Annotated in this window: 19 protein-coding genes; 9 read left to right on the forward strand and 10 right to left on the reverse strand. The window is 68.7% G+C overall.

The genetic code is table 11. The features are described from left to right. Window position 1: 1 nt before the first annotated feature. The 8 genes from dhaL to QAR72_RS07465 form a co-directional block, all read right to left on the reverse strand. Window positions 2-637 carry a dihydroxyacetone kinase subunit DhaL gene (gene dhaL, locus QAR72_RS07430; protein ID WP_304616733.1) on the reverse strand — a complete coding sequence of 212 codons (636 nt, stop codon included), beginning with the start codon at window positions 635-637 and terminating at the stop codon, window positions 2-4. Then, a complete protein-coding gene (locus QAR72_RS07435; protein ID WP_304616734.1) occupies window positions 637-1,647 on the reverse strand; it encodes a dihydroxyacetone kinase subunit DhaK in 1,011 nt (336 codons plus the stop codon). The genes dhaL and QAR72_RS07435 overlap by 1 nt, the downstream gene beginning before the upstream one ends. A gap of 10 nt (window positions 1,648-1,657) precedes the next feature. Further along, entirely contained in the window at window positions 1,658-2,428 is a 771-nt protein-coding gene (locus QAR72_RS07440) for a GolD/DthD family dehydrogenase (protein WP_304616735.1), read from the reverse strand. Between the two features lie 57 nt (window positions 2,429-2,485). Further along, window positions 2,486-3,469, reverse strand: coding sequence for a substrate-binding domain-containing protein (locus QAR72_RS07445; protein WP_304616736.1), 984 nt, complete (start codon window positions 3,467-3,469; stop codon window positions 2,486-2,488). Window positions 3,470-3,553: 84 nt separating this feature from the next. Then, on the reverse strand, window positions 3,554-4,561 hold the full coding sequence (locus QAR72_RS07450) for an ABC transporter permease (RefSeq protein WP_304616737.1): 1,008 nt from the start codon (window positions 4,559-4,561) through the stop codon (window positions 3,554-3,556). A gap of 40 nt (window positions 4,562-4,601) precedes the next feature. Then, complete coding sequence (locus QAR72_RS07455) at window positions 4,602-6,083, reverse strand: sugar ABC transporter ATP-binding protein (protein ID WP_304616738.1); 1,482 nt, start codon at window positions 6,081-6,083, stop codon at window positions 4,602-4,604. A gap of 259 nt (window positions 6,084-6,342) precedes the next feature. Beyond that, on the reverse strand, window positions 6,343-7,305 hold the full coding sequence (locus tag QAR72_RS07460; RefSeq protein ID WP_304616739.1) for a helix-turn-helix domain-containing protein: 963 nt from the start codon (window positions 7,303-7,305) through the stop codon (window positions 6,343-6,345). An 80-nt stretch (window positions 7,306-7,385) separates the two neighbouring features. Further along, entirely contained in the window at window positions 7,386-8,381 is a 996-nt protein-coding gene (locus QAR72_RS07465) for an AraC family transcriptional regulator ligand-binding domain-containing protein (protein WP_304616740.1), read from the reverse strand. A 135-nt stretch (window positions 8,382-8,516) separates the two neighbouring features. Between QAR72_RS07465 and QAR72_RS07470 the strand changes: the two genes are divergently transcribed. Next, window positions 8,517-10,448 carry a primary-amine oxidase gene (locus tag QAR72_RS07470; protein WP_304616741.1) on the forward strand — a complete coding sequence of 644 codons (1,932 nt, stop codon included), beginning with the start codon at window positions 8,517-8,519 and terminating at the stop codon, window positions 10,446-10,448. A 4-nt stretch (window positions 10,449-10,452) separates the two neighbouring features. Then, window positions 10,453-10,962, forward strand: a complete 510-nt coding sequence (locus tag QAR72_RS07475; protein WP_304616742.1) for a hypothetical protein — start codon at window positions 10,453-10,455, stop codon at window positions 10,960-10,962. Between the two features lie 12 nt (window positions 10,963-10,974). Here QAR72_RS07475 and QAR72_RS07480 read toward each other — a convergent pair whose 3' ends face one another. After that, entirely contained in the window at window positions 10,975-11,877 is a 903-nt protein-coding gene (locus QAR72_RS07480; RefSeq protein WP_304616743.1) for a LysR family transcriptional regulator, read from the reverse strand. 94 nt (window positions 11,878-11,971) lie between these two features. Between QAR72_RS07480 and QAR72_RS07485 the strand changes: the two genes are divergently transcribed. The 7 genes from QAR72_RS07485 to QAR72_RS07515 all read left to right on the forward strand — a co-directional run bounded on the left by QAR72_RS07485 (window position 11,972) and on the right by QAR72_RS07515 (window position 20,091). Beyond that, a complete protein-coding gene (locus QAR72_RS07485; RefSeq protein ID WP_304616744.1) occupies window positions 11,972-12,949 on the forward strand; it encodes an ABC transporter permease in 978 nt (325 codons plus the stop codon). Beyond that, the gene (locus QAR72_RS07490) at window positions 12,946-13,806 is read left to right on the forward strand and encodes an ABC transporter permease (protein ID WP_304616745.1); all 861 of its coding nucleotides are present in this window, start codon (window positions 12,946-12,948) and stop codon (window positions 13,804-13,806) included. The genes QAR72_RS07485 and QAR72_RS07490 overlap by 4 nt, the downstream gene beginning before the upstream one ends. A gap of 1 nt (window position 13,807) precedes the next feature. Next, the gene (locus QAR72_RS07495; protein WP_304616746.1) at window positions 13,808-14,746 is read left to right on the forward strand and encodes an ABC transporter ATP-binding protein; all 939 of its coding nucleotides are present in this window, start codon (window positions 13,808-13,810) and stop codon (window positions 14,744-14,746) included. Further along, window positions 14,743-15,759 carry an ABC transporter ATP-binding protein gene (locus QAR72_RS07500; protein ID WP_304616747.1) on the forward strand — a complete coding sequence of 339 codons (1,017 nt, stop codon included), beginning with the start codon at window positions 14,743-14,745 and terminating at the stop codon, window positions 15,757-15,759. Before QAR72_RS07495 ends, QAR72_RS07500 begins: the two co-directional genes overlap by 4 nt. Window position 15,760: 1 nt before the next feature. Further along, window positions 15,761-17,317 carry an ABC transporter substrate-binding protein gene (locus QAR72_RS07505; RefSeq protein WP_304616748.1) on the forward strand — a complete coding sequence of 519 codons (1,557 nt, stop codon included), beginning with the start codon at window positions 15,761-15,763 and terminating at the stop codon, window positions 17,315-17,317. A gap of 23 nt (window positions 17,318-17,340) precedes the next feature. After that, window positions 17,341-18,942, forward strand: coding sequence for a CocE/NonD family hydrolase (locus QAR72_RS07510; RefSeq protein ID WP_304616749.1), 1,602 nt, complete (start codon window positions 17,341-17,343; stop codon window positions 18,940-18,942). 216 nt (window positions 18,943-19,158) lie between these two features. Continuing rightward, window positions 19,159-20,091: an HAD-IIA family hydrolase gene (locus QAR72_RS07515; protein ID WP_304616750.1), complete on the forward strand. Its 933-nt coding sequence runs from the start codon at window positions 19,159-19,161 to the stop codon at window positions 20,089-20,091. Here QAR72_RS07515 and QAR72_RS07520 read toward each other — a convergent pair. Then, window positions 20,088-21,122 (reverse strand): AbrB family transcriptional regulator, encoded by a 1,035-nt coding sequence (locus tag QAR72_RS07520; RefSeq protein WP_304616751.1) that lies wholly within the window; start codon window positions 21,120-21,122, stop codon window positions 20,088-20,090. The two genes, QAR72_RS07515 and QAR72_RS07520, sit on opposite strands and share 4 nt — an antisense overlap. Window positions 21,123-21,228 lie beyond the last annotated feature (106 nt).

Here is a 21,228-nt window from a genome sequence, read left to right on the forward strand (position 1 = left end):
GCTAGAGACGCCGTGCCACACCCCGTGACAGCGTCGTCAGGATCAGCGCGCAGGACGTGGCCCCCGCATCCGCCACGCCGCGCGAACGTTCGCCCAGCCGCGCGGCGCGGCCGATGCGGGCCACCATGTCCACCGTGCGGTCGCGACCCGCCGCCGCCTCGTGCGCCAGCACGTCCAGAGCGGCTGCGAAATCCTGCCCCTGGGCCAGGGCCGCGTCATAGGCCGACAGCGCCGGAACAAAGGCATCCAGCAGCGTCTTGTCGCCCACCTTGGCCTGTCCGATCTCTTCGATCCCCTCCAGCCCCGCGCGCAGCATCTGCCCGAAGGTGGCGGCATCCAGCGTCCCTGCGCGTTCGAGGCTGTCCGCCATCGCCGCGAACATCATGCCGTAGAGCGGCCCCATCGACCCGCCGATCTCGGCCATCAGCACATCCGACAGCGTCCGCATGGCGGAACTGAGCCTGTCCTCTGCGTCAATCCGTTCCGCCGCACGCCCGAATCCCTTGGCCATGTTGACGCCGTGATCCCCGTCGCCGATGAGCCCGTCGATCTCGGACAGGGGGGCGCGGTTGGCGACGATCTCGGCGGCGACTTCCAGCAGGATCCCCGCCGCGCCCTCATCCCTGATCGAAGCCATCAGACCCTCCGCTCCTGCAGCAGGGCGGGGCAGGCGCAATCCGTGTCGAGCAGTTCGGACAATTCATCATCCAGCGCCATCACCGTCAGCGTCGCCCCGACCATGTCGAGCGAGGTGAAGTAGTTCCCGACCAGCGTCCGTTCGATCCGCAAGCCGCGCGCCTCGATGGCCGTCGCGATGCTGTCGTAAAGAACGTAAAGCTCGTTCATCGCCGTGGCGCCTAGCCCCGAGACCAGCACCGCCACCCGACCGGCCTCGGGCGGCGGCAGGTCGTCTAGGACAAGGCCCGTCATCTCGGTCGCAATGGCCTCGGCCCGGCCCAGGGGGGCGACGCGCATGCCCGGCTCGCCATGATGGCCGATGCCCAGTTCCATCGTACCGGGCTCGATCTGGAAATTGGGATGGCCGACCGCGGGCAGGGTGCAGGGCGCCAACCCGACGCCGACCGAGCGGCAGCTGTCGATGGCCTTCTGCGCCGAGGCGATCACCTCGGCCAAGGTGCCACCCCGTGCGGCGCGCGCCGCGCCGATCTTCCACATGAAGATTTCACCCGCCACGCCCCGGCGGCGCTCGCGCTCGTCGGGGCCGGCCGAGCAGACATCGTCATTGGCTACAACCGTGGCGACCTCGATCCCCTCGGCCGCGGCCATTTTGGCGGCCATGCGGACATTCATGTTGTCGCCCGCGTAATTGCCGTAAAGCACCGCAACGCCGGCGCCGCCATCGGCGGCGCGGATCGCATCCAGAAAGCTTTTCGCCGTGGGGGACGAGAACAGCTCGCCCACCGCCACGGCATCGACCATGTTGCGGCCCGCATAGCCCATGAAGGCCGGCTCGTGCCCGGCGCCGCCGCCGGTGACGATGCCCACCCGCCCGGGCTGGCCCGCGCCATGGGCGACCACCACACGCGGATTGCCCTGATCCAGCCGCACCAAGTCGTCATGGGCGCGCACGAAGCCGGCCACGGTCTCGTCGACGATATCGTCGGGATTGTTCAGGAAACGCTGCATCCAAAAGCTCCTACTTGATCGTAAAGCCGCCATCGATGACAAGATCGGCGCCGTTGATCATGGCGGCCGCGTCCGAGGCCAGGAACAGGACCGCCGACGCGATCTCGTGCGGCTCGGCGAAGCGGCCCACCGGGATCTGGGCGATCATCGCCTCGGCCTTCGGTCCGGACCAGGCCTTGCGGCCCAGATCGGTCATCACCACCGTGGGCGAGATCGTGTTAGCCGTGATCCCGTGCCGACCCCATTCCAGCGCCAGCGTTCTTGTCAGGCCAATGACGCCGAATTTCGACGCGCAATAGGCGGCATGGTCTGCGATGGCCACGCTGCCGGCCTGCGAGGCGATGTTGACGATCCGCCCGAAGCCCTGCGCGATCATGATCCTGCCGACCGCCTGCGCGACGAGGAAGGTGCCGGTCAGGTTGATGTCCAGCGTCCGCTGCCATGCGCGGGTCGAAAGATCCTCGGCGGGGGCAAGGTCCACGATGCCCGCCGAATTGACGAGGATGTCGATGCGCCCGAACGCGGCCGCGACCGCGTCCACGGCGGACAGGACCGATGCCTGATCGGCGACGTCGCAGCCGAAAGCCTCGGCCCCCCCGCCCAGATCGGCGGCGGCACGCTCGGCCGCCGCGCGGTCAAGATCCAGCAGCGCCACGCGGACCCCGTCTGTGGCCAAGGCCGACGCCACGGCCGCGCCGATGCCCGAAGCGCCGCCCGTCACGACCGCGCAGCGTCCCGCCGGCGCGGTGTCGGGGGCGCAAAGATGCGTTCCTGTGGTCATGGAAATCCTCCATCAGGGACCGTGCCCGCCCGACGGAACGGGCACGGCCGGTTGGGGCTACTGGCGCAGTTCGAGCAGCGCGTCGACATTCTCTTCGGTGACCGGCGTCCAGGGGACGTTGTATTCGGCATCCGCGCCGTCATTCCACGGCATGTCGGGATATTGTTCCCAGATTGCCGACATGGGCTCGTAATCGGGCTGGACCGCCCGGATGGCCAGATCCAGCGCGCCTTGGGCCTGCGCCGCGCCGTCCTGAAGGATCGAGGCCATGTCGCCCGCCTTCACCGCCCGCAGCGCGTCGGTCACGCCGTCGATGCCCGAGATGGCGAAGTCGTCCACGCTCAGCCCCGCGGCGCGGATCGCCTCGATGGCGCCAAGGGCCATCTCGTCGTTCTGCCCGATCACGCCCGCGATGCGGCCGGGATGCGCGGTCAGCCAGTTCTCCATCAGCGTCTGCGCCTCGGCGCGCGACCAGTTGGCCGTCTGCTGGGCGATGATCTCGACATCCGGGCATTCGGCCAGAGCCTTCAGGTTCCCCTCAAGACGCTGGATCTGCGCGGATTGCCCGATCGGCCCCTCGATGATGACCACGCCGCCCGTGCAGCCGATCTGGTCCAGCACATAGCGCGCCTGCATATAGCCCGACTGGACATCGTCCGAACCGACATAGGATGTCAGCAGGTCGCTGTTGACGCGCGTGTTCGATCCGAAGACCGGGATGCCCGCATCATGCGCCGCCTGCACGGCGGCGGCGCCGGCCTCGATGTCGATGGGCACGAAGATGATCGCGTCGAAGCCCTGCGTGATCATCGTCTCGAACTGTTCCTGCTGGACCAGCGCATCATAGCGGCCGTCGAAGATCGTCACGTTGACCAGCCCCTCGCGCACGGCGGGGTGATCCTCCAGCGCGGCGGCCCAGATCTGCATGAATTCGGCGTTCAGGCCGTAGACGGCGGCGCCGATGCGCGGCACATCCGCCATCGCGGCCGTCCCGCAGGCCAAGGCGGTGGTCAGGGTCAACGTACGCAGAATCGTCCTCATGGTGATTTCCTCCCAATCGTTGCGGTGAAGTCTTGCCCCCGGGGGCCGGTCCTCCTCCTGACCCCGGCGGTTTCGCATGGCAGGTCAGGCGGCGCGGTGGCGGGCCTGGTCAAGCATGACCGCGGCCACGATCAGCCCGCCCTTGATGACCTGCTGGTAGTAGGATTCGACCCCCATCAGGTCGAGCCCGTTATTGACGACCGCGATCAGCAAGGCGCCGATCAGCGTGCCGGTGACGCGCCCGACGCCGCCGGCCAGCGAGGTGCCGCCGATGACGACCGCCGCGATGGCGTCAAGCTCGTAGGCGATGCCGGCCTGCGGCAAGGCCGAGCCCGTCCGCGCGGCCAGGATCATCCCGGCCAGCCCCGCCAGCGCGCCAGAGATGACATAGACGGCCATCCGCACACGCTCGACCCGGATGCCCGAGACGCGCGCCGCATGCGGGTTGCCGCCCGCCGCATAGACATGGCGCCCGAAGCGCGTCGCCTCCAGCACGAACCACGCGCCCAGAAAGACCCCGGCAAACAGCACGACCGGCATCGGGATCCCGAACAGGTCCGCCGTGCCCAGGGCGCGATAGCCGTCGCTCAGGCCGGGGACGGGCCTGCCGCCGGAATAGATCAGCGTCAGGCCGCGTGCCGCCGACAGCATCCCCAGGGTGACGACGAAGGCGGGCACCTTGTGGCGCGCGACCAGCCAGCCGTTGACCGCCCCGGCCAGGATGCCGGTGCCCAGCCCGACCGCGATGGCCAGAAGGGTCGGGTGGGGCGCGCCGCTGACCGCCGCCGTGGCCGAGGTCGAGGCGAAAGAGGCCGAGACCACCCCCGCCAGCGCCACGACCGAGCCTACCGACAGGTCGATCCCGCGCGTCAGGATGACGAAGGTCATGCCGATGGCGAGAATGCCGTTGATCGAGGCTTGTCGCAGCACGTTCACCATGTTGCGCTGCGTCAGGAAGAACTCGTTGGCCAGGGCCAGTCCCACGCAGACCAGCACCAGGGCGGCGAGGATGCCGTAGCGCTGTCCGAATTCCGCCAGCATCGCCCGTCCGTTCCGCGCCGTGCCCGTCCCTGTCGGTTGCTGTCCAGCCATCGCCTCACTCCTGCCTGCCGGTTCCATCCCTTCCATCTCCTCACGCCGCCAGATGGACGAGCCGCTCGGCGCTGAGCGTGGCGCGGTCCAGCTCGCCGCTGATGCGCCCGTCGCGCAGGACGACCGTGCGGTCCGCCATGCCCAGCACCTCGTCGATTTCCGAGCTGATCATCACGACCGTGCCGCCCTGCCGCGCGAAGTCCGACATCACGCGGTAGATCTCGCGCTTGGCGCCGACATCGACGCCGCGCGTCGGTTCGTCCAGCAGCAGGATCCGGGGCTCGGTCAGGAACCACTTGCCCAAGACGACCTTCTGCTGATTGCCGCCCGACAGGCCCGACACGTCCAGCCGATCGCTGGCCGTCCGGATGCCGAAGGTCTCGATCATCCGCGCGGCGGCCGAAGCCTCGCGCCGGCGCAGCATGACCGGCCCGGCCGACAGCGCCCCCAGCCGGGCTAGGCAAAGATTGGCCCGCACATCGGCGCTGAGGACCAGGCCGCTCTGCTTGCGGTCCTCGGTGACATAGGCCAGACCGGCGGCGATCGCCTCTTGCGGGCTGGACAGGGCCTGCGGCTGTCCGAACAGCCGGATCTCGCCGCCCTCATCGGGTGCCAAGCCGAACAGACGTTCGAAGATCTCGGTCCGGCCCGACCCCATCAGGCCGTAGATCGCGAGGATCTCGCCGCGCCGGGCGGCAAAGCTGATGTCTCGGACCCGCGCCCCGGACGAGACCCCGCGCAATTCCAGCGCGATTTCAGATGTGGGGGTGTTCTCCTTGACGAATTCCTCGGCCAGCGGGCGCCCGACGATCATGCGGATCAGCGCCTCGCGGTTGATGTCCCGCATCTCGCCCGTGCCGACGAAGGCACCGTCGCGAAAGACCGTCCAGTGATCCGCGATGCGGAAGATCTCGGACAGGCGGTGGCTGACATAGACGATGCCCTTGCCCTGTTCCTTCAACCGCGCGATGGCCGCGAAAAGCTGGTCCGCCTCGGCCTCGCCCAGGGCCGAGGTGGGCTCGTCCATGATGATGACCTCGGCCTCGTAGGACAGCGCCTTGGCGATCTCGACCAGCTGCAGCTCGGCCACGGTCAGGTCCATCATCAGGCGCCGGGCCGGGATGGCGAAATGCAGGCTGTCCAGCAATTCCTGGGCGCGCGCGTTCATGGCGCGGAAATCGACCCGTCCGAACCGCCCGACCGGCTCGCGGCCCAGAAAGATGTTCTCGGCCACCGACATGGCGGGGACGGGGCTCAGTTCCTGTTCGATGATGCTGATGCCCGCCCGCAGCGCGTCAAGCGGCCCGGCAAAGTCGACCGGCGCGCCCCGCCGCAGCAGCGTTCCGGCATCGCGCCGCCGGATGCCCATGACCAGGCTGAGGAAGGTCGACTTGCCCGCGCCGTTGCCGCCGCACAAGGCGTGCACGGTCCCGGGCATCAGACGGAAAGACCCATCGCGCAGGGCGGCCACCCCGCCGAAGCGTTTGGCCAGCCCGCGCGCCTCCAGCAGCGGCACGTTCATGTGATTCCCCCCGAAAGGCGCCCTCCAGCACCTCGCAAGAAAAGCCTGCGCCCCGCTTCGACAAATGTCAAAGACAATTTTACATTCGTTATGTCATAGTGACGCGCCTCCCTGTCGCGCCCGTGTATCGGCACCCTAAGCGCGGCAGCTTTGGCCCGATCAGGCCATGACGGTTCGCAAGCGGACTAGAATCCGGCCGCTGCGCGTTCGGTGCCTGTCTGAAGATCGGGTGATGGGCAGAGGGGCGTGTCCGGCCCGTTCAGGCCGAGGGATCGGTGGATCGTGCCAGGGTCGCGCCAAGGCCTGCCGGGGTGGTGCCGAATTGCCGGCGGAACTGGCGGTAGAAATGCGACAGGTCTTGAAAGCCGCAATCATGGGCAATGGCCGCAATGCTGTCGGCCCGGTCATCTGCCCGCGCCTCAAGGCGGGCGCGGGCGGCCTGCAATCGGATCTGATTCAATCGGCCCGACACCGTATCGCCGTGATCGGTAAAGACCCGCTGCACCTGCCGCCGCGATGCGCCCAATTCGGCCGCAAGAGCATCGAGGCCGAAGCCATGCCGGAAAGCACTCCGCGCAAGGCACTCCAGAGCACGCCGGTAGAGACGCGCACCCTGATCCTCGGCCCCCCGATCATCGGCCCAGAGCGAGGCGGCCACGATGGTCAGCAGCGCCTCGGCCATGGCGCACGCATCCTCGCCCTCGTCGATCATCCCGGCGAGGATCGCGTTCAGCGCCGTTGCGCGCCCGGCATCGGCGCGGACCACCCGACCGCCCGTGCAGGCGCGGCCGAAGCGCGCCAGCGCCTCGGATCGGGGCAGGTGCAGCGAGATCTGGCGCGACCGCTCGCCGCGATAGGCAAAGACCGACGGCTGGGCGGCATCCGCCAGGTAGAAATGGCCGCGCCGCAGCACGATGTCATGGCCGCCCTGGATGATCCGGCTGCTGCCCTCAGCCTGGCAGATCAGGAACATGTGCTCACCCGGATCGCGGCGGATCATCGCGCGGTCACGGATCACGCAATCCGCATCCAGCGAGACCAGCGCCGCATCCAGCCCGCCCAGCCTGCGCCGCCCGATGGCGCCGCGCACCAGCCCCGCGCCCGAAGGCCGGACGCGAAAGCCGCCGCAGACCGCCTGAAGCGCGGCGTCGAAGGCGCACGGATCGGAAGGACGATCGGGCGGAAAGCACCGGGACGGCGGCATGCCGGGATCGGGTCTCATCATGGCCTCCCTTCGGGGCGAGGCATTCGCCAACCGACCGGTCAAGGATAGCGCAGACCGCGCGTCGGGCAACCCTTCGTTCAGCCGCCCTGTCGCCAGCCTCGCTGCGCGCGCCACAAAACGGTGGCATCGGCATAGCCCAGATGTCGCGCCAGGGTCGCGCGGTCGCGGATGCCCTCGCTTTCAAGCCGCGACAGCAGGGCCCGGCGCTCTTGCGTCAAGAGCGCGCCGAGGCTGGTGCCATCCGCTGCCAGCCGCCGTTGCAGACTGCGCGGCGCGACGCCCAGATCGTCCGCGATCGCGGCCAGCGTGACAGGGTGGCGCCCCAGCCTTTCGGCGATGCGGCCCCGGACCCGGTCCACCAGCGAACCCGCGCCCGAGGCCATCATGTGCTGGCCCAGATGGCGCAGGATGACCCCGATCAGATCGCCGTCCTCGCGGCGTGCGACGCGATCGGCCTCGCGCAGGTCGCAGATGATCCGGTTGGCGTCCCGACCGCCCAGAACAGGCGCGCCGAACAGACGCTCCAGCGGGTCGGGACAGGGGACCGGCTGGATCAGGTGCACCTCCTCAGGGGCCCAGCCCGGCCCGAAGCCCGAACGGATCAACTGGCAGATCGCCGCCAGACTGAAGGCCGCATCCTGCGGGTAACGGCCCGCGTCGATCCCGATCATGTGGTATTCGACATGGACAGAGCCATCCTCGCGCCGCAGGCGGATTTCGGTCCTGCTCTGCAAGGCGGCGGTCAGGCGGCTCAGCCGCTGCAACCCGCGCCAGATGCTGGCCGATTGCAGGAAGAGCAGCCCCACCGGCCCCAGATCCCCGGGCCGGATCGCCGTTCCCAGCCGCGCGCCCAGGAAGGGATCGCCCGATAGGCGCGCGGCTTCCTCGAACAGCGCAAGATAGGCGCCCAGTCCGATCTGGGCATATCCATCCGCGAAAGGGATTTCGGCCAACCCCAAGGCCGCCAGAGCGGGGGCAAGCCGCTCCGGATCGGCGGCGAAATGCCCCAGAATCGGCCGCAGGACGGCGGCGCGCACAATGGCATTGGCGGGAATGTCGGGGTCGATCTGCATGGAATCCGCGCAATCCGGGTCAAGGCGGCTGTTTCTGGCGCGAATTATCGCCTTTCTGGCGCGATCTACAATCCCTTGATCTGCAGCGCCGCAAGGCTTGGCCGCATCACAAGAACCGCGAACAGGGAGAAGATGATGACACAGCCGATCCACCCGCTCGATCCGATCACGGCGCCGGAGATCGCCGTGCTGAAGACCACTCTGGCAGAGGCCGGGATCGAGGGTCCGCAGATCCGCTACAGCTACGTGATGCTGCGCGAACCCGACCGCGCCACGCTGCGCGCCTGGACCCAGGGCGCGCCCGTCCCGCGCGAGATCGGCGTGCTGGTCACCGACAAGGCCGCCAACACGGCGCGCGAGATGGTCGTGGACATCCCCGCCCGCCGGATCGTCCATGACCGCATGCTGGACCCCGCCACCGACGGGTGGGGCCCCATCCTCGACGAGGATTACGTCGCCGCCGAAGAGATCGCCAAGGCCGATCCCGATTACCGCGCCGCGATGGAACGGCGCGGCATCACCGATCTGGAACGGGTGCGCTGCGCGCCCCTGTCCGCAGGCGTCTTCGGCCATGCCGACGAGGTCGGGCGGCGCATGATCCGCGTCCTCAGCTTTCTGGATCAGGAGGGCACGCATGCCATGTTCGCACACCCGATCGAAGGCGTGGTCGCCCATGTGGACCTGACCGAAAGGCGCGTGCTGCGACTGGTCGATACGGGCTATCCCTCGATTCCGGCGGAAAGCGGCGACTATCTGGACCCCGCCATCGCCGGCGCGCCGCGCACGGACATGAAGCCCCTGCGCATCACCCAGCCCGAGGGCGCCAGCTTCACCATCCGTGACCATGTGCTGGACTGGCAGAACTGGCGCCTGCGGATCGGCTTCAACGGGCGCGAGGGTCTGACGCTGCACGATATCGCCTTCAACGACCGGGGGAGGATGCGGCCGATCCTGAACCGGGCCTCGATCTCGGAAATGGTGGTGCCCTATGGCGAGCCGCAGCCGACCCATGACTGGCAGAACTATTTCGACGCGGGCGAATACCAGTTCGGACGGCTGGCCAATTCGCTGGTTCTGGGCTGCGACTGCCTTGGCAAGATCCACTATCTGGACGCCACGGTCGTGGATGATTTCTGTCAGCCGGTCATCATCCGGAACGCCATCTGCATCCACGAGGAAGATTACGGAACGCTCTGGAAACACACCGATTTCATGACAGGGCAGGGCACCGTCCGGCGTCAGCGGCGGCTGGTGATCAGCTTCTTTGTCACGGTGGGCAATTACGATTACGGCTTCTACTGGTATCTCTATCTGGACGGCCGGATCGAACTGGAATGCAAGGCCACCGGCATCGTCTTCACCTCGGGGCATCCGGGCGGCGCATATGATTACGCCACGCTGATGGCGCCGGGTCTGGGCGCGCCGATCCACCAGCACATGTTCTCGGCCCGGCTGGACGTGGCGATCGATGGCGACCGCTGCCATGTCGACGAACTGGACGTGGCGCGGCTGCCCATCGGCCCCGAAAACCCGCTCGGCAATGCCTTCACCCGGCATGTCACGCGGTTGCGGACCGAGGCCGAGGCGCAGCGCGACGCCGACAACGCAGTGGGGCGCGTCTGGCGCATCGCGTCCTCCGAGGCGAGGAACCGCGTGGGCGAGCCGACCGCCTATGTCCTGATGCCCGAGGGGCAGCCGGGCCTGCTGGCGGCCGAGGGCGCATCGATCCGCAAGCGCGCGGCCTTTGCGACCCGGCATCTGTGGGTGACGCGGCATGACCGCGATCAGATGTGGGCCGCGGGCTATACCCCGAACCAGCATCCGGGCGGGGCGGGCCTGCCGTCTTACGCTGCCGCCGACCGCGACATCGACGGGCAGGATATCGTCGTCTGGCACAGCTTTGGCCTGACCCACTTTCCCCGGCCCGAGGATTGGCCGGTCATGCCGGTCGATTACGCGGGCTTCAAGCTGCGCCCCGAAGGGTTCTTCGACCGCAACCCGACGCTGGACGTGCCCGAAGACCCGAACGGACGCGAGCATTCCAGCCGCTGCTGCGCGCCGGATTGAGCCGATGGCAGAGCGCCACGCCCTGCTGATCGGGATGGCCGCGCTTGCGGCCATCCTGTCCTGCGCCGACCGTCGCTGCGCGCGCACCGCGCTGCAATCCGCGCTGGCGCTTGCGGCGATGGTTGTCGCCATGACCGTTCCGCTGCCCGGCATCGCAGGCGCCATGCTGGTCGTGCTTCTGGTCGCGGCGATGATCCGGGTGCGGCGATGCGCGCCGGATCACATGGCGCGGCACAGGCGGCTGTCCTGCCTGGCCATGGCCGTCGTCATCGGCGGGCTGATCGTCCTGAACCAGGGAATGATCTGCGGCGACTACCTCTTTCCTCTGGTCGCGCTGCAGGACGTCCCGCGACCGCCGCTATCCCCGGTCCGCGCTGCATTGGTTCATCTGGCGGTGGTGGCGCTGCTGGGATACGGGGCCTATTCGCTTCTGGTCATCGTCCGAAGCCACGGCGCCCGGGCGCGCGCCGAGACCCTGCTGATGGCCGCCGCCACGATCGGCATGGCCGCGTGAGGTGACGGAAAGCTAGGTCCCCGATGGCCTGCCCTGCGAGGACAGGCTCTGGCTCAGCACGTCATGCACATCCGACATCGTCAGCCCGTGCGTGGCCGAGGCGTTCTGGATGATGGCAAAGTTTTCCCAGGTCTCGGGGGTGAAGACCCGCATCCGCAGATCCAGCCCGCCGGCATAATCCGCCGCCATCAGGCGGTTCACGACCGCCAGTCCCTCGCCCTCGGAGACGAGGCGGCAGATCGGGCCGACCCCCTCGACCGAGATGCGCGAGTAAGGGGTCCTTGCCGTCTGCCGGAACGCCGCGACAACCGCCTGCCACGAAGGCGCGTTCTCGCTGGTGCGGATCAGGTGACGGCCGCCGATATCCTCGGGACCCACGCGCTCCAGCGCCGTGAGCGGATCATCCGCCCGCATCACGACGACCAGGGGCACGTCGACGACCGGAAGGATGCGCAGCCGCCAGTCGTTAACCGGCAGCTTGACGATGGCCTGATCCATCCGGCCCTCGGCCACGGCCTCGACCAGTTCGGGGTAGCGGCCGAACTTGAGCGCGATGGACAGGTTCGGGAATTGCCGCCTGAGGTCGCGCGCCAGTCGCGGCAGAAGCGTCATCGACAGAGATCGCGGCGCGCCGAAGGTCAGCACCTGATCGTCCCCCCGCCCAAGGCCAAGCCGCGCAAGGTTCTGATGGGCCTCGAAGACCCGCGCCGCGCGCTCGAAGACCTGTTCGGCGGCCTGGGTCGGCGCAAGCCGGCCGCCTTCGCGCCGGAACAGCGGGCGGCCCAGCTGCGCCTCGATGGCGCGCAGATCGGACGACACCTGGCTTTGCGACCGTCCCGTCACCTGCGCGGCGCGCACCGTGGTGCCATGCGTGAAGACCGCCTGGAAGGATTGCAGCTGGATCAGGCTGAACATGATGCTACCGGGAATTCGCTAGATGAAGAAATATTCTAGTAACGTGGACGCTGCCTGTCCACGGCGCCATGGTGGATCAACAGGAGGATTCGCAATGGCGGCATATCTTGTCAGACGGCTGGGGCAGGCGGTGTTCGTGCTGCTGCTGGTGTCGTTTCTGGTCTTCATGGGCGTCTATGCCATCGGCGATCCGGTGCAGATGCTGGTGCCGCCGGACGCCACCGCTGCCGAGGTCGAACGTGCCCGTGTGGCCCTGGGCCTCGACCGGCCGATCCTGGTGCAATACTGGCTGTATCTGACCGGGCTGTTCCAGGGCGATCTGGGGACTTCGTTCGTCTACAACCAGCCGACCATCGATCTGGTGCTGCAACGCCTGCCCGCGACGGTGGAACTGGGGCTGGCGGCCTTCGTCATGTCGCTGATCATCGGCCTGCCGCTTGGGCTGGTCGCGGGCTACCGCGCGGGCAGCGTCGCCGATGATGGGATCATGAACGGCTCGATCTTTGCCTATTCGCTGCCGAATTTCTGGCAGGGCCTGCTGCTGATCCTGCTGTTCGCGGTTCAGCTGCGCTGGTTCCCCTCGGGCGGTCGCGGCGAGACCGGCACCTTCCTGGGCATCGAGACCAGCCTCGTGACCGCCAGCGGCTGGTCGCACATCTTCCTGCCCGCGCTGAACCTTGCGCTGTTCAACGCGGCCATGGTGATCCGCCTGACGCGGGCGCAGGTGCAGGCGGCGATGAACAGCGAGTATGTCCGCTATGCCCGCGCCAAGGGCGTGCCGGAAGGGCGCATCCTGATGCGCCATGCCTTCCGCAACGTGCTGATCCCGCTGGTCACCGTGCTGGGGCTGGAGCTGGGGAACCTGCTGGCCTACGGCATCATCACCGAGACGGTGTTCAACTGGCCGGGCATGGGGCAGCTGCTGATCAACTCGATCAACGTCGTCGACCGGCCGGTGATCGTGGGCTACCTGCTGATCGTGGTGGCGATGTTCGTGGTGATCAACCTGCTGGTCGACGTCACCTATACGCTGCTGGACCCGCGCATCCGCCTTGGAGGGAAACCGGCATGAGAAACGCCATCCTCTCGCTGCGACGCGCGCCCTTTGCGCTGTTCTGCCTGGCGCTGTTCCTGCTGATCGTGGTGGCGGCGCTGCTGGCGCCCTGGATCGCGCCGCAGGACCCCTATGACAATGCCGTCGTCGATTTCTTCGACAGCAACCTGCCGCCGGGATCGCCCGCAGGCATGGGAGGGCTGACCTACTGGCTGGGGACCGACGCGCTTGGGCGCGACCTGTGGTCGGCGATCCTCTATGGCCTGCGGATCACGCTGACGGTGGCGGCGACCGCATCCGTGCTGGCGCTGGTGATCGGGGTGCTGGCCGGACTGGTCTCGGCCTATGCCGGGGGCTGGGTCGATGCCGTCATCATGCGGCTGGTCGACATCCTGCTGGGCTTTCCGACGATCCTTGTCGCGCTGACCATCATGGCGCTGGCGGGGGCAGGGACCGGCAACCTGATCCTGGCGCTGGTCGTAGCCCAATGGCCCTATTACGCGCGCACCGCGCGGTCGGCGGCGCTGGTCGAGATCGGGCAGGATTACATCGAGGCCGCCCGCTGTCTGGAACTACCCCATTGGCGGATCATCCTGCACCACCTGCTGCCCAATTCCATCTCGCCCATCATGGTGGTGCTGACGCTGCAGCTGGCCCATGCGGTCGCCATCGAGGCGTCGCTGTCCTTCCTGGGTCTCGGCACCTCGATCGAGCGGCCGTCCCTTGGCCTGCTGATCGCCAACGGCTCGCGCGAGATCCTGTCGGGCCATACCTGGGCGCTGATCTATCCGGGCCTCGCGCTGGCGATGCTGATCTTCACCGTGAACGTGTTCGGCGACCGCATCCGCCGTGCCCTGAACCCGCAGGAGGCCTGAGATGCTGAGCGTCGAAAACCTTGTGACCTCGATCGCCGCCAAGGGCACGCCCGTCGTGCGCGGGGTCAGCTTCGATGTGCAGCCGGGTCAGATCCTGGGCGTGGTGGGCGAAAGCGGATCGGGCAAGTCGATGATGGCCTATTCGCTGATCGACCTGCTGCCTCGCGGCATCGCCATCGCCGGCGGGCGGGTGACATTTGACGGGCAGGACCTGACCGCGATGCCGGTGGCGCAGCTGCGGCGCTTGCGCGGCGACCGGATCGCGATGATTTTCCAGGACCCGATGGTCGCGCTGAACCCGGTCCTGACCATCGGCGAGCAGATGATCGAGGCGGTTCTGGCCCATCGCCGCGTCTCGCGCCAAGCCGCCCGCGCCCGCTGCGTCGAGGTGCTGGCCCGCGTCGGCATCCCCTCGCCCGAGGAACGGATGGGGGCCTATCCGCACGAATTCTCTGGCGGGATGCGGCAGCGCGTGGTCATCGCCATCGCCTTCCTGAACGATCCGGCGCTGATCGTCGCGGACGAGGCCACGACCGCGCTGGACGTGACCATCCAGAGCCAGATCATCGCCGAGATCCAGTCCCTTGCCGCCGAGACCGGCACCGCGATTCTGTGGATCACGCATGACCTGTCGCTGCTGTCGGGCTTTGCCGATCACGTGATGGTCATGTATGCTGGCCAGGTGGTCGAGACGGCGCCCGCCGAACGCATCTTCGCCGCCCCCCGCCACCCCTATACCGCCGCCCTGATGGAGGCTGTGCCGGTCCCCGGTCGCACCCGTCTGGCGAACCTGCCCGGCGTGCCGCCCGCGCTGGACGCGCTGCCCAAGGGCTGCGCCTTTGCGCCCCGCTGCCCGCGCGTCCAGCCGCTCTGCCGAGAGCAGGCGCCGCCGGTCATCCAAGGCGCGCGCTGTCATTTCCCGCTGGAGGTGACGCCATGAGCGTTCTGGAACTGACCGAGATCCGCCGTGTCTTTTCCCGCCATGACGGCGCGCTGGACCGTGCGATGAACCGGGTGGGACTGGGGCGCAAGCCGCAGCATCTGGTGGCGGTGGACGACGTGTCCCTTACACTGCAGCAGGGCGAGATGCTGGGCATCGTGGGCGAATCCGGCTGCGGCAAGTCCACGCTCGGGCGGATCGCGGCGCAGCTTCTGCCGGCCTCGGGGGGCACGGTCCGCTGGCAGGGCCAGCCCATCGCCGACATGGCGCCCCGGGACGCCCGCGCGGCGCGGCGCGCGATCCAGATGGTGTTCCAGAACCCCTATGCCAGCCTGAACCCGGCCATGTCCGTGGCGCAGACCATCCTCGAGGCGCCGCTGGCCCACGGCTTGATCCGCCGCAGGGACAGCGCGGCCTTTCTGGCGCAGATGCTGGACAAGGTGGGCCTTGCCCCCGATCTGGCGGACCGCCGCCCCCATGCCCTGTCGGGCGGCCAGCGCCAGCGCGTCGGCATCGCCCGCGCCTTGGCGGTCAGCCCCGAGGTGGTGATCTTCGACGAGGCCGTGGCCGCGCTGGATGTCTCGGTCCAGGCGCAGATCCTGAACCTGCTGGTCGATCTCAAGGCGCAGGGCGGGTTTGCCTCGATGTTCATCAGCCATGACCTGAATGTGGTGCGCTTCATCTCGGACCGGATCGCGATCCTCTATCTTGGCCGACTGGTCGAGATCGCCGACCGCGACACGATCTTTGCCCGCGCGCATCACCCCTATACCCGCGCCCTGCTGGCCGAGGCGCCGCAGCTGGGCGGCGCGAAACGCCGCTTCACCGCGCTCAAGGGCGAACTGCCCTCGCCCCTGAACCCGCCATCCGGCTGCCATTTCCACCCGCGTTGCCCGCATGCGACCGATCTTTGCCGCAGCACCCGGCCCGCCCTGCGCGATGTCGGCGCGGGTCACCGATCCGCCTGCCATTACGACCTGCCGCAGGTCGCCCCCCAGACCCAAGGAGCCTGACATGACCGCCCGTCTTCTGCTGACGACCGCCATTCTTGCCGCCACCACGGCCGCCGCCTCGGCCGAAACCCTGCGCATGGCGCTGAAGGCCGAACACCCGTCCGTCGATCCGCATTTCTCGCGCACCTCGCCGGGGCAGAACACCGCCTCCCACATCTTCGAGGGCTTGGCCGGCATCGACGAGACGCTGCAACCCGTCCCCCTGCTGGCTGAATCGTGGGAAAGCATCGACCCGACCACTTGGCGCATCCGCCTGCGCGCGGGCGTGACCTTCCATGACGGCAGCGCGCTAGACGCCGAGGACGTGATCACCACCTTTGCCCGCGTCCCGAACGTCGCCAATTCACCCGCCTCCTTTGAAAGCAATGTCGCCGCCATCGCGGGCATCGAGGCCGAGGACGACCTGACCCTGCTGATCACCACGCATGAGCCGACCCCCGACCTGATCGAGCAGATCGGATCGGTCTACATCCTGCCCTCGGAACTGGGCACCGAGATTTCCAGCCGCGATTTCGACGCAGGCACCGCCGCCATCGGCACCGGGCCGTGGCGCTACGGTGGCTGGACCCCGAACGAGCGCCTGACCCTGACCGCGTTCGAGGATTACTGGGGCGACGCGCCCGCTTTTTCGGATGTCGTGATCCGCTACATTCCGAACGACGCGGGCCGGGTGGCGGCGCTGATCGCGGGCGATGTGGACGTGATCGACGCGGTGCCTGCGGGCGACGTGCCCGCCATCGAGGGGCGCAGCGGCGCGCAGATGGTGACCGCCACGACCGGCCGCCTGATCTATCTGGCGCTGGACAGCGACCGCGAGGACAGCCCGTTCGTCAGCGCGCAGGGTGGCGGCAATCCGCTGCAGGATGTGCGCGTGCGTCAGGCCCTGTCGCTGATGCTGGACCGGCAGATGATCTCGGACCGGATCATGAACGGCACCGCGACGCCGACCGGGCAGCTGGTCCCCGAGGGCTTCGTCGGCTGGACCGATCAGGTCCCGGTCCCGCAGCCCGACCCCGAGGCCGCGCGCGCGCTGCTGGCCGAGGCGGGCTATCCGGACGGCTTCACGATCACGCTTCACGGGCCGAACAACCGCTCTCAGAACGACGCGCAGATCCTGCAGGCGGTCAGCCAGCTTTTCGCCCGCGCGGGCCTGACCTCGTCGGTCGAGGCGATGCCCTCGAACATCTTCTTCGACCGGGCCGGGCGGCAGGAATTCTCGGCCTTCCTCGGTGGCTTCGGCACCACCACCGGCAGCGCGATCCGGGGGCTTCAGCAGGTCATCGCGACGAACGACCCCGAGGCGGGCACGGGCGGCTTCAACCGCACGCGCTTTTCGGACCCCGAATTCGACGCGCTGGTGGCGCGCGCCGCCCAGAGCTTCGACGAGGCCGAACGCGACGACCTGCTGACGCAGGCCACGATCCGCGCCTTCACCGAACAGCAGGCGATCATCCCGCTGCATTTCGAGCAGCAGATCTGGGCGCTGCGCGACGGTCTGACCTATGACGCCCGCCCGATCGAGCGGACCCTGGCTCAGGACATCCGCCCCGCCGAGTGACGGCGCGACAAAGGACGCGGATCATGCAGACGCAGATGGTGGTGATGCGGGACGGGGTCCGTCTCGCAACGGATATCCACATGCCGGACGGACCCGGCCCCTGGCCCGTCATTCTGGAACGCACGCCCTATGACCGACAGGGGATCTCGGGCTCCGAGGTGACGCTGGACCGGCCCGAGCCGCTGACCCGGGCCGAGCTGGGCCGAATCATGGCGGCCCGCGGCTACGCCGTGGTCATGCAGGATGTTCGCGGACGCTACGGGTCGGAGGGCCAGTTCGAGAAATACGTCAACGAGGCCGAGGACGGCGTGGACACGCATCACTGGCTGCTGGAGCAGCCCTGGTGCGACGGGCGCATCTGCACGATGGGGCTGTCCTACGGCGCGCACACGCAGCTGGCCTCGGCCGTGGCGGGCGCGCCGGGGATCGCGGCCATGGCCATCGACACGGGCGGGCTGATGGATGCCTGGCGCCATTCCGTCCGCTATGGCGGCGCGTTCGAGCTCAAGCAGGTGACATGGGCGTTCCGTCATGCCGCCAAGGCACTGCGCCAGCGGGGCCGCATTCATCAGGCAGAGGCGATCGAGGCCACCGACCTGCGCGCGGCGCTGCTTGGCGGGGCTTGGCGGCCCGGCCGGTCTCCGCTGGCGCTGGCGCCGGATTACGAGGCGGCGCTGCTGCGGCTCTGGGGGATGGGGCGGGACGATCCATCCCTGAACCTGCCCGCCACGCATGCAGCCGCCCATTTCAGCCGGTTTCCGGACGTGCCGGTCCTGCTGCTGGGCAGCTGGAACGATCCCTATGCGCGCAACATGCTGGAACTGGCCGGGGCGATCCGCAGGCGCAACACGGCGCCTTTGCGGCAGATCTTCGGGCCGTGGCTGCATGGACGCCGCAGCACGGGGCAGGCGGGCGAGGCCGATTTCGGCGCGGATGCCACGATCGACCGGGCCACGGGCCGCGACTGGGTCAGCCTGCGGCTCGACTGGTTCGACCATGCTTTGGGACGGGCCGAGATGCCCCTTGCGACGGATCTGTTCTGGGAGATGTCGGCGGGGCTCTGGCCCGCGATGACGGGCCGGTGGACGGAACGGCGCGACGGGGCCGAGGCGCCTGCGACTGCCCCTGTGGCGGTGGACGATGTCGCCCTGACCTTCGACCCGGTGCAGCCCCATCCGACACCGGGCGGCGCTGTCACTTCGGGCGGCTCGCTGATGGCGGGCGGCATGTATGACCAGCGCCGGACGGGCACGCTGGCTCATCCCGGCTCGGCCACGATGTTCGGCAGGCCGCTGCCGACCGACCTTGTCCTGACGGAGGTCGGCGTGACGGCCGAGTGCCAGGCCCAGGGAGCCTTTGACCTGCATGCCGTGCTGGTCGAGGAACTGGCCTGCGGCGCGGTGGTCAACATCACCGATGGCATCCGCCGCGCCTCGGCGGGCCGGGTCAGGGTCGAACTGGCCCCGACCTTCTACCGGGCGCAGAGGGGCAACCGGCTGGGCCTGATCCTTGCGGCATCAAGCTTCCCGCGCTTCGACTTTGCGAATGGTCTGCGCCACGCGGTGAGGGTCAGGGACGCGGTCCTCGAATGCGGCGCAGCGATGTCGTTGCGCGTGGAGGGATAGCGCCCCCGTGGGCCTCAGCCACGCGGGGCCGATCAGCGGCGCCGCGCGGGGCATCAGCGGTGCCATGCGGCGGGCTCACCCTCAGGGCCCGGCGCGGCGGTAAATGCGGAGAGCTTGATCCCGATTGCCTCGGCTCATGCCATCGGACCTGTTCCAGATCCGACGCGGCCTCTATCCTGCGCGGCAGAGCCATTCCCCGCCTGAAGGACCTTCATCATGAGCCTGCCCGACACCGCCCCGACCGCCTTGGCCGAGCGTTATCCCACCCTCACGCTGGACCGGGCCTGGGCGCGTTACCAGGAGGTGCGCGACCGGCTACCATTGGCCCCCCGTCAAGGCGCGTGCCGCCCCGCCGCATCGCTGGCCGAGGTCGCTGGCGATTATGACGGGTTCCTTTTCGACAGTTTCGGCGTGCTGAATGTGGGCGAAACCGCGATCCCGGGCGCGGCCGACTGCCTTGGCGCCCTGCGTGCGGCGGGCAAGCGGTTCTGCGTGCTGACCAACGCCGCCAGCTACGGGGTCGAGACGGCCTTGGCCAAATATGCGCGGATGGGTCTGGACGTGCGCCGGTCCGAGGTGATCTCCAGCCGCGACGTGGCGATGGCGCATCTGGACCGGGGCGTGCTGTGGGGCGCGATCTGCGCGGCCGAGGACCGGCTAGGCGATCTGCCGGGTCAGGGCTTCGATCTGTTGGCGCCGGGGGCGGACTGGGCGCGGGCGGGGGGCTTCCTGTTCCTGTCCTCGATCCGCTGGAACGGCGATCTTCAGGACCGGCTGGTCGAGGCGCTGAAGGCGCGTCCCCGCCCCGTGATTGTCGGCAACCCCGATCTGGTCGCCCCGCGCGAAGACGGGCTGAGCCTGGAACCCGGCTACTGGGCCCATGATCTGCAGGACCGCACCGGCATCGCGCCGGGCTATTTCGGCAAGCCCTTCCCCGAAGCCTTCCGCACGGCGCTGAACCGGATGGGTCCGGGCCGTTACGCGATGATCGGCGACACGCCGCAGACCGACATCCTGGGCGGCCTGGCCGCCGGGATCGAGACGATCTTGGTGACGCGCCACGGCATCCTGGCGGGGCGCCCCGTCGCGCCCATGCTGGAGGAATGCGCGATCCTGCCCGACATCGTGATGCCCAGCATCGGATCCTAGTGCCCGATCCGGCGGTCCAGCGCCTTGGCGATGGCCGGGATGAACGGCACGATCAGGAAGATGCGGACCAGATGGAAGGCCGTGATCAGGGCCACGTCCAGCCCCAGATATTTGGCCGTCAGCGCCATCTCGGTCACGCCTCCGGGTGCGGCGCCCAGCACGAGGTCCTGCCAGCCAAGCGGCGTCAGCCGCGACAGCAGCACGGCCAGCGCCGCGGTGAGGATCAGGAACAGCAGGGTCGAGCCGATGATCGGCGCGATCATCCCGCCGGCCGACCTGAACAGATCGCGTCGGAAGGTCGAGCCGAGCCAGGTGCCCAGCAGCACCTGCGCGCCGCCCAGGATCACCGGGCCAAAGGGCGCGGGCTCGACCCCGGCGGCGGTCAGCGCGGCCGAACCGGCCAGTGCGCCCAGAAAGAACGGGTTCGAGATGCCGATCGCCCGGAACAGGAATGCCGTCGCGACGGCCACCGCAAAGAGGAAAGCCGAGTTCAGCGGCACCAGAACGCCCGCAGGCGCACCGCCGCGTTCCGGCCAGCCCTCCATCGCATAGATCGCAACCGGCACGACGACGACGATCGCCGCGATGCGCAGCGTCTGCGCAAAGATGATCCCGCCGGGTCGCAGACCCAGACGCTCGGCGATGGTGGCGGCCTCGACCGGGCTGGTCGGGATCGTCGAAAGCAGGGCCGAGACGGCGCCCATGCCTGACAGCCGGGCCAGCACCCAGGCCGCCAAACCCGCGCAGGCCGCCGTCGCCAGCGCCATGCCGACCAGCAGCGGCCCCCGTTCCAGCAGCACCGCGAATGCTGCGGGCGAAAAGGCAAGCCCGACCTGCGCCGCGACGATGATCTGGGCGAGGGGGCGCGTCTTCACCGGGATGGCGTAACGCGTCACCCCCGCGACATAGAGACCCGCCACGCCGACCAGCGGACCGATCATCCAGGGCAGCGGCGCCCCGAGGCGGAGAAACAGCGCTCCGGCGCAGATGGCCCAAGCATAGATCAGGATCAGTTCGATGATGCGACGCATGAGGGGCATGCTTGCCGAGACGGCGGCAAAAGCCCACCCCCCTCGGCCGGTTCCGGGATCGATCGGCGGCAGCCCGCGACCGGTTCTCAGCTCGGCCGACGACGCC

The sequence above is a fragment of the Paracoccus sp. (in: a-proteobacteria) genome (assembly GCF_030604785.1).
Taxonomy (GTDB): domain Bacteria; phylum Pseudomonadota; class Alphaproteobacteria; order Rhodobacterales; family Rhodobacteraceae; genus Paracoccus.

Excerpts from the sequence above, each read along its gene's own strand:
- dhaL (WP_304616733.1), bottom strand. The coding sequence starts at position 637 with ATGGCTTCGATCAGGGATGAGGGCGCGGCGGGGATCCTGCTGGAAGTC.
- QAR72_RS07435 (WP_304616734.1), bottom strand. The coding sequence starts at position 1,647 with ATGCAGCGTTTCCTGAACAATCCCGACGATATCGTCGACGAGACCGTG.
- QAR72_RS07440 (WP_304616735.1), bottom strand. The coding sequence starts at position 2,428 with ATGACCACAGGAACGCATCTTTGCGCCCCCGACACCGCGCCGGCGGGA.
- QAR72_RS07445 (WP_304616736.1), bottom strand. The coding sequence starts at position 3,469 with ATGAGGACGATTCTGCGTACGTTGACCCTGACCACCGCCTTGGCCTGC.
- QAR72_RS07450 (WP_304616737.1), bottom strand. The coding sequence starts at position 4,561 with ATGGCTGGACAGCAACCGACAGGGACGGGCACGGCGCGGAACGGACGG.
- QAR72_RS07455 (WP_304616738.1), bottom strand. The coding sequence starts at position 6,083 with ATGAACGTGCCGCTGCTGGAGGCGCGCGGGCTGGCCAAACGCTTCGGC.
- QAR72_RS07460 (WP_304616739.1), bottom strand. The coding sequence starts at position 7,305 with ATGAGACCCGATCCCGGCATGCCGCCGTCCCGGTGCTTTCCGCCCGAT.
- QAR72_RS07465 (WP_304616740.1), bottom strand. The coding sequence starts at position 8,381 with ATGCAGATCGACCCCGACATTCCCGCCAATGCCATTGTGCGCGCCGCC.
- QAR72_RS07470 (WP_304616741.1), top strand. The coding sequence starts at position 8,517 with ATGACACAGCCGATCCACCCGCTCGATCCGATCACGGCGCCGGAGATC.
- QAR72_RS07475 (WP_304616742.1), top strand. The coding sequence starts at position 10,453 with ATGGCAGAGCGCCACGCCCTGCTGATCGGGATGGCCGCGCTTGCGGCC.
- QAR72_RS07480 (WP_304616743.1), bottom strand. The coding sequence starts at position 11,877 with ATGTTCAGCCTGATCCAGCTGCAATCCTTCCAGGCGGTCTTCACGCAT.
- QAR72_RS07485 (WP_304616744.1), top strand. The coding sequence starts at position 11,972 with ATGGCGGCATATCTTGTCAGACGGCTGGGGCAGGCGGTGTTCGTGCTG.
- QAR72_RS07490 (WP_304616745.1), top strand. The coding sequence starts at position 12,946 with ATGAGAAACGCCATCCTCTCGCTGCGACGCGCGCCCTTTGCGCTGTTC.
- QAR72_RS07495 (WP_304616746.1), top strand. The coding sequence starts at position 13,808 with ATGCTGAGCGTCGAAAACCTTGTGACCTCGATCGCCGCCAAGGGCACG.
- QAR72_RS07500 (WP_304616747.1), top strand. The coding sequence starts at position 14,743 with ATGAGCGTTCTGGAACTGACCGAGATCCGCCGTGTCTTTTCCCGCCAT.
- QAR72_RS07505 (WP_304616748.1), top strand. The coding sequence starts at position 15,761 with ATGACCGCCCGTCTTCTGCTGACGACCGCCATTCTTGCCGCCACCACG.
- QAR72_RS07510 (WP_304616749.1), top strand. The coding sequence starts at position 17,341 with ATGCAGACGCAGATGGTGGTGATGCGGGACGGGGTCCGTCTCGCAACG.
- QAR72_RS07515 (WP_304616750.1), top strand. The coding sequence starts at position 19,159 with ATGAGCCTGCCCGACACCGCCCCGACCGCCTTGGCCGAGCGTTATCCC.
- QAR72_RS07520 (WP_304616751.1), bottom strand. The coding sequence starts at position 21,122 with ATGCGTCGCATCATCGAACTGATCCTGATCTATGCTTGGGCCATCTGC.